Origin of the sequence: Streptosporangium minutum, assembly GCF_002149035.1 — a bacterium.
Classification (GTDB): domain Bacteria; phylum Actinomycetota; class Actinomycetes; order Streptosporangiales; family Streptosporangiaceae; genus Streptosporangium; species Streptosporangium minutum.
This window is the reverse complement of record NZ_NGFP01000121.1, coordinates 21163-27733: the sequence shown is the minus strand read 5'-3', so window position 1 is coordinate 27733 and position 6571 is coordinate 21163. Positions and strand designations below refer to the sequence as shown.

The following is a 6571-nucleotide window of genomic DNA, read 5'->3' as shown; positions in this document are numbered from 1 at the left end:
CCCCGTCGTCGCGATCGGCGTCGACCGGGAATACCTCACCTCAACCGCTGCCCTCGCCCACGTCGGCCGGAGGATAGATGTCACGCCTCACCGTGATGATCGTCGCTGTTGTCGTTCTTGCCGTCGGCTGTACCAGAGGAGAAGCCGTGAACGAGCCCACGATGACTCAGGCCCAGGCACTCGCCCGGGTCGAGCAGCTCATCAAGGAGACGTCCGATGTGATCACACCGAAACCCCGCCTGGATCTCGACCGTCCCAGTCTCAACGTCAACGGCTGCCTTGATCCCACCGACAGCGGTTCGGAGGGTCGCGTCGTGATCAGCCGCTCGTACTATCTGCGCGACATTCCTAGGGATCAGGTGGCAGAAGTGGCCAGGCAGGTCAAGCAGTACTGGGAAGAGCAGGACCATTACATCGTCGGAGTCTCCATCAACGGCCTTGACATCTCAGGACGCTCCAAACCTGATGACTTTCTGCTCTCACTCGCACCGACCGGCAACAATGATGTGCTGAATCTGGGAGTCACATCGCCCTGTGTCTGGCCGAACGGAACACCAGAGCCCTCCTCCAGTTGACCCTCACCAGAGCCGCCCTCCCTCCAGGCGGCCACTTCTGGGAGTCGGGTTGGGAGGAATGTTCGGACCGTTCCACTAATGTCCCTCGTTGGCCTGTGGCTTCTGTTTCAATTGAGGGCTCTGAAGTTTCCCACCCAGGAACCGAAGGACCGGTGATCGTGTCCCCCGTGCATCACGAGAAGGTCTTCGAGGACGCCATCGAGTCGGCCCTGCTCAGAGCGGGCTGGCTCAAGGGCGCGAACAGCCTTTACGATCACGCCCTCGGGCTGAACCCCGAGGAGCTGCTCGGCTTCGTGCGGGCGACGCAGCCGAAGGAGTGGCAGCGGCTGGTCACCGCGCAGGCCGGGGACGAGGCGGGGGCCGCGCGGCGGCTGGCGGACCAGGTGGCGAAGGCGATCGACAACGAGGGCGCCCTGGAGGTGCTCCGGCACGGGGTGAAGGACCGGGGGATCACCTTCAGGCTGGCTTACTTCCGGCCCGCGCACACCATCGCCGCCGACGCGCTGGAGCCGTACGGCAAGAACGTCCTCAGCGTCGTCCGCCAGTTCCGCTACTCGGCGACGACTGCCGACACCTTGGACCTGGCGCTGTTCGTCAACGGGATCCCGGTCGCCACGGCCGAGTTGAAGAACCCGCTCACCGGCCAGACCGTCGAAGACGCCAAGCGGCAGTACCGCGAGGACCGCGACCCGAAGGAGCTGGTCTTCGCCAGGCGCGCGCTCGTCCACTTCGCCGTGGACCCGGACCTGGTGTCCGTCACCACCCGGCTGTCGGGGAAGAGCACGCGCTTCCTGCCGTTCAACATGGGCACGGCGGGTGCGGGCAACGCGGGCGGCGCGGGTAACCCCGGCACCCCGGCCGGCGGCACCTATCCGACCGCCTATCTGTGGGAGCGGATCTGGCACCCGGACACCTGGCTGGACCTGCTCAAGCGGTTCCTACACGTCGACGACGAGGACGTGAGGAAGGGCAAGGGACGCAAGCCGTCCCCCGGCAAGGCCCACCGGCTGCCGCTGATCTTTCCCCGGTTCCACCAGTGGCACGCCGTGCAGGCCATGACCGCGCACGCGAAGCGGCACGGTGCCGGCCACAACTACCTCATCCAGCACTCGGCAGGGTCGGGCAAGTCGAACACGATCGCCTGGCTGGCGCACGCGCTGTCCAACCTGCACACCCCGGACGGACTCGCGGAGATCGACGAGGCGGCGCTGGCCAGGGGGTACCAGCCGAACCAGCCGGTCTTCGACAAGGTCATCGTGATCACCGACCGGGTGGTCCTGGACCGGCAGCTCCAGGAGACGATCTACCAGTTCGAGCACACGCCGGGTGTGGTCCAGCGGATCGACCAGCACTCCGACCAGCTCGCCGGCGCGCTGCAGGGCGAGACCGCCAAGGTCGTCATCACCACGCTGCAGAAGTTCCCCTACGTCCTGCAGAAGGTCGAGGGTCTGCGCGGCAAGCGGTTCGCGGTGGTGGTGGACGAGGCGCACTCGTCGCAGTCGGGGGAGGGGTCGGCGGCGCTGAAGCGGGTGCTGCTCAAGCTCGGCAGTGACGACATCGACGAGGACGGGGACCTGCTGACCGCGAGCGCGCTCGCCCGGGGCAAGCACGACAACCTCTCCTACTTCGCGTTCACCGCGACGCCGAAGAGCAAGACGCTCAACCTGTTCGGCGTGCCCGGCGAGGACGGCAAGCCGCGCGCCTTCCATGTCTACTCGATGCGGCAGGCGATCGAGGAGGGCTTCATCCTCGACGTGCTGAAGAGCTACGTCACCTACAAGACGTTCTGGCGGCTGATCAGCACCGAGCCCGACGACCGCGAGGTCGACAAGCGCAAGGGGCAGGCACTGCTCGCCCAGTTCGCCGCGCTGCACCCCACCAGCATGAAGCAGCGGGCGCAGATCATCGTCGAGCACTTCCGGAGGCACACCGCCCCGCAGCTGGGCGGGCGGGCCAAGGCGATGGTCGTCACGCGCAGACGTGAGCACGCCGTACGGCTCGGGCAGGCGATCCGCGACTACGTCGAGGTCCACGGCTACGCCGACTGCGGCACGCTGATCGCCTTCTCTCAGGCCCTTGAGGTCGACGGGACGGAGTACACCGAGTCCAGGCTCAACGGGTTCAGCGAGAGGGAGCTGCCGGAACGGTACGGCTACTGCCGGGCCGACGACTCCTCGCCGAACGCCGCGGAGAAGGCGGAATATCGGATCCTGGTCGTCGCCGACAAGTATCAGACGGGATTCGACCAGCCGCTGCTGACCACGATGTATGTGGACAAGCCGCTGGCCGGGGTGGCCGCCGTGCAGACACTGTCCCGGTTGAACCGCACGCACCGGCTCAAGTCGCAGGGCGACGTGTTCGTGCTCGACTTCGCCAACGAGGCAGAGGACGTCCAGGCGGCGTTCCAGCCGTACTACGAGGCCACGGCCACCGAGCAGATCGACCCGAACCTGCTGTACACGCGGGCGTCGGCCGTGCTCGGGCACGCCCTCCTGGTGGAGTCGGAGATGCAGGCCCTCGCCGAGGGATACCTGCGGGCCGAGCGGACGTCGGCGACGCAGCGTGACCTGGAGAAGGCCCACGCGGAGCTCTACCGGTTGACCGGGCCGGCGGTGGCGCGCTTCGCCGATCGGCAGAGGGAGGACCTGGAGAACAACGGGGACGCGGCCGAGGAGTTCCGTGGTGACCTGCGTGGATACGTGCGCCTGTACGGCTTCCTGTCGCAGATCGTGCCCTACGTTGATCCCGAGCTGGAGCGGCTGTACCTGTTCGGCCGGTTCCTGCTGAACCGGCTGCCGCGCCGGGAGGACCCGGCCGTGGACGTCGGCGAGGTCGACCTCACCCACCTGAAGATCAGCCGGACCGGCGAGCACGACCTCAGCCTGCGTGGCGAGGGGGAGGTGACGATCCCCGGCCCGATCGGCGGCGGTGGCGCGGCCCCCGAGCCGGAACTGACGTCGCTGCGCGATCTGATCGCCGCGCTCAACGACAAGTACGGCCTGGGGCTGTCGGAGGCCGACCAGATCTGGGTGGAGCAGCAGCTCCAGGAGGCGGCACGCAACGACTCGCTCAAGGCCGCCGCCCTGGTCAACGACGAGGCCAACTTCGGCGAGGTCTTCGCCGACCACCTGGAGAAGGTCGTCGTCGACCGGCACACCGGCAACACCGGCCTCGTGCAGCGGTTCTACGACGACTCGTTGTTCCGGTCGCGGATCACCGAGATCGGACGCAGGCAGGTCTACAAGATGATCCGCGACAGTGAGGGTCTGGAGTGATCACTCCCTCATCAGAGGACACCGGGTCCTCGCGATCTTTCTGGGGTGGGCCAGGGTGAAACAGGGCGACGTCGTCGGCGGCCGGTACGAGCTGGTCGACTATCTCGGCCGGGGCGGCTACGGCGAGGTCTGGAAGGGCTTCGATCAGTCGCTGGACCGGCATGTCGCCGCCAAGTTCATCCGTTCCGACAGATTTCCCACCCCCGAGCTGCGTGCGGAGGCTGAGCAGCGCTTCCGGCGCGAGGCCCGCGTCACCGCGCGGATCCAGCATCCCGGGGTGCCGATCATCCATGACCTCGGCACCCACGACGGCGATCTCTACCTGGTGATGCAGCTCGTCGAGGGCTTCCGGATCGACGACCTGATCGCGCACCACCGGCCTCTCCCGGTCGCCTGGGCGGCGGCGATCGCAGCCCAGATCTGCGCGGTGCTGACGGTCGCGCACGCCGAAGCGCTCATCCACCGGGACCTCAAGCCGACCAACCTGGTTCTCTGCCCCGACGGCACGGTCAAGGTCCTCGACTTCGGCATCGTGGCCGTGCTGGGCTCGGCGGACATCACCCAGATCACGCGGGTCGGCGAGGGGATCGGCACGCCGTACTACATGTCGCCCGAGCTGGCGGTCACCGGGGAGGCCAGCCCGCAGAGCGACCTCTACGCGCTCGGCTGCGTGCTGCACGAGCTGCTGGCCGGCGCGCGGGTCTTCCAATCCGCGCATACCGTCGCCGAGATCAGCCGGCACTATTCGGAGGTGCCGGCGCCGTTGAGGGCCCTCCGCCGCGACGTGCCCGGCGAGATCGAGCGACTCGTCCTGGACCTGCTGGCCAAGAACGCCGCCGACCGGCCCTCGGGCGCGGCGGAGGTGTATGAGCGGCTGCTGCCGTTCGTGGCCGCCCTCCCGCCGCTGCCTGGAACGACCGCCGCGGCGCCCTTCCCCGACCCGCTGCGGATGTACGCCACCGTCGTGGAGCGGATCGCGGAGACCGCTCTCGTCGGTCCTCGCGTTCCGGCGCAGCGCCCGGAAGCGGCGCGGAGGCTTTCGGAGGCGGAACTCCTCGCGGCGAACGACCGCGCGGAGGAACTCGCCGTCCAAGGGCGTTTCAGCCAGGCGATCGAACTACTGGAAGGCGCGCTCATCGGGGCGCGGGACGTGCTGCCGCGGGAGCACCCGGTGATCTTCGCCCTCCGCATGCGGCTGGCCGACTCGCGCTTCGCCGCCAGGGACTACCGGCAGGCGGCGACGGAGTATGACAAGCTCCTTCCCCAGCTGGCGGGGATGCTCGGAGCCGTACACCCCGCGGTGCTGGGCTGCCGCCTCAACCAGGCACTCTGCTCGGCGGCGCTCAGGCAGGACGAGGTCGCGCTCTCGCGGATGAGCGAGCTGCTCGACGACGTGCGACCGGCGCTGGGCGACCGTGATCCGTTCACACTGGAGCTACGGCGGGAGCTCGGCAAACTTCTCGCCCAGCTCGGCGACCATGAGCGGGCACGTTCGGAGTTCCATTCCCTGCTCCCCGACATGGTGACCGTCCACGGTGCCGACCATCCCGATACGCGGCATGTCCGTGATCTCCTGGAGAACCTCGACCGCTTCCTGGAGTGAAGGCCCGCCGCGAGGAGCGGATGTCCTCACCGGGGATGGAGACGGCAGGCCATACTCAGCACGCCCATATCCTCCCTGTACGACGACAGGCCCCGCAGGCCTTTGAATGAGTTGCGTGATAGATCTGTCGCGTTCCGTGATCGCGGGTGAGCGGCTCGGCGGCAGATGCCAGGAGGGGGCGTCTCCCGCGTGCGGGCCGGTCAGCGGGAGCGGCGGGCGCCGTTCTTACGCGGCGTCTTGACGGGCTGGGGGGCCGCTCCCGGGATGCCCTGCATCGCGTCGATTCTGGCGTGCAGGCGGGCGAGCTCGTTCAGGACGGTGGTGAGCTGGTCCTCGGTCCGCTGTTCCTCGGCGGAGGTGTTCTGGTCGTCCATGGCGTTGACCACGACGGCGATGAACAGGTTGAGCACCACGTAGGAGGCCATCAGGATGTAACCCACGAAGAAGATCCACGCCCAGGGCTTCTCGGCCATGACCTCCTCGGCGATGTCCGGCCAGGCTTCGCCCGTCATGATCTGGAACAGCGTGAACAGCGACGTGGGCAGTTCGCCGAAGTACTTGGGGACGAGCTCACCGAACAGCTGGGTCGCCATGACCGCCGAGATGTACATGACCAGGGTCAGCAGGCCGATGATCGCTCCCGTCCCGGGCATGGCCGCGAACAGCGCGCCGACGACCTTGCGCATGCTGGGAACCGCCGCGACCAGACGCAGTGCCCGCATGATCCGCAGTGTCCGCAGCACCGAGGTCGGGCCGGAGGCCGGGATCAGTGCGATGACCACGATGGCCGCGTCGAACCAGTTCCACGGGTCCTTGAAGAATTTGCCCCGATAGGCGTACAGCCGGGCGATGAGCTCGACGGTGAAGACCGCCAGGGCGACCCGGTCGACGACGTGCAGGAACCCGCCTATCCGGTCCGTCAGGTAGGAGGAGGTCTCGCAGCCGATCGTGATCGCGTTGATCACGATGACGGCTATGACAGCCCGCTGGAAAAGCCGGGTTTCGAGGAAGGAACGGACGCGTGCTCGCCCTGGCAAGGGTGTGCTCCTGGAAGGGGGAAGAGTCGAATGCCGAACATCGTAGGCCGCCGCGCGGAATCACTCCCGAGCGCCCTCGGA

The 6571-nt window shown here is 67.7% G+C and carries 4 protein-coding genes; 3 read left to right on the top strand and 1 reads right to left on the bottom strand.

The window, feature by feature from the left end; all coding sequences use genetic code 11:
* Positions 1–77 precede the first annotated feature (77 nt).
* The 3 genes from CA984_RS24660 to CA984_RS24650 all read left to right on the top strand — a co-directional run bounded on the left by CA984_RS24660 (position 78) and on the right by CA984_RS24650 (position 5453).
* Complete coding sequence (locus CA984_RS24660; protein ID WP_086575928.1) at positions 78–575, top strand: hypothetical protein; 498 nt, start codon at positions 78–80, stop codon at positions 573–575.
* Between the two features lie 158 nt (positions 576–733).
* Positions 734–3850 (top strand): type I restriction endonuclease subunit R, encoded by a 3117-nt coding sequence (locus CA984_RS24655; RefSeq protein WP_086575931.1) that lies wholly within the window; start codon positions 734–736, stop codon positions 3848–3850.
* Between the two features lie 55 nt (positions 3851–3905).
* Complete coding sequence (locus CA984_RS24650) at positions 3906–5453, top strand: serine/threonine-protein kinase (protein WP_165781388.1); 1548 nt, start codon at positions 3906–3908, stop codon at positions 5451–5453.
* A 200-nt stretch (positions 5454–5653) separates the two neighbouring features.
* Here CA984_RS24650 and CA984_RS24645 read toward each other — a convergent pair whose 3' ends face one another.
* Positions 5654–6418, bottom strand: a complete 765-nt coding sequence (locus CA984_RS24645; RefSeq protein WP_242676146.1) for an ion transporter — start codon at positions 6416–6418, stop codon at positions 5654–5656.
* Between the last annotated feature and the right edge of the window lie 153 nt (positions 6419–6571).

What these genes read in the sequence shown, in the direction of transcription:
- CA984_RS24660 (WP_086575928.1), top strand. Translation starts at nt 78, where the DNA reads ATGTCACGCCTCACCGTGATGATCGTCGCTGTTGTCGTTCTTGCCGTC.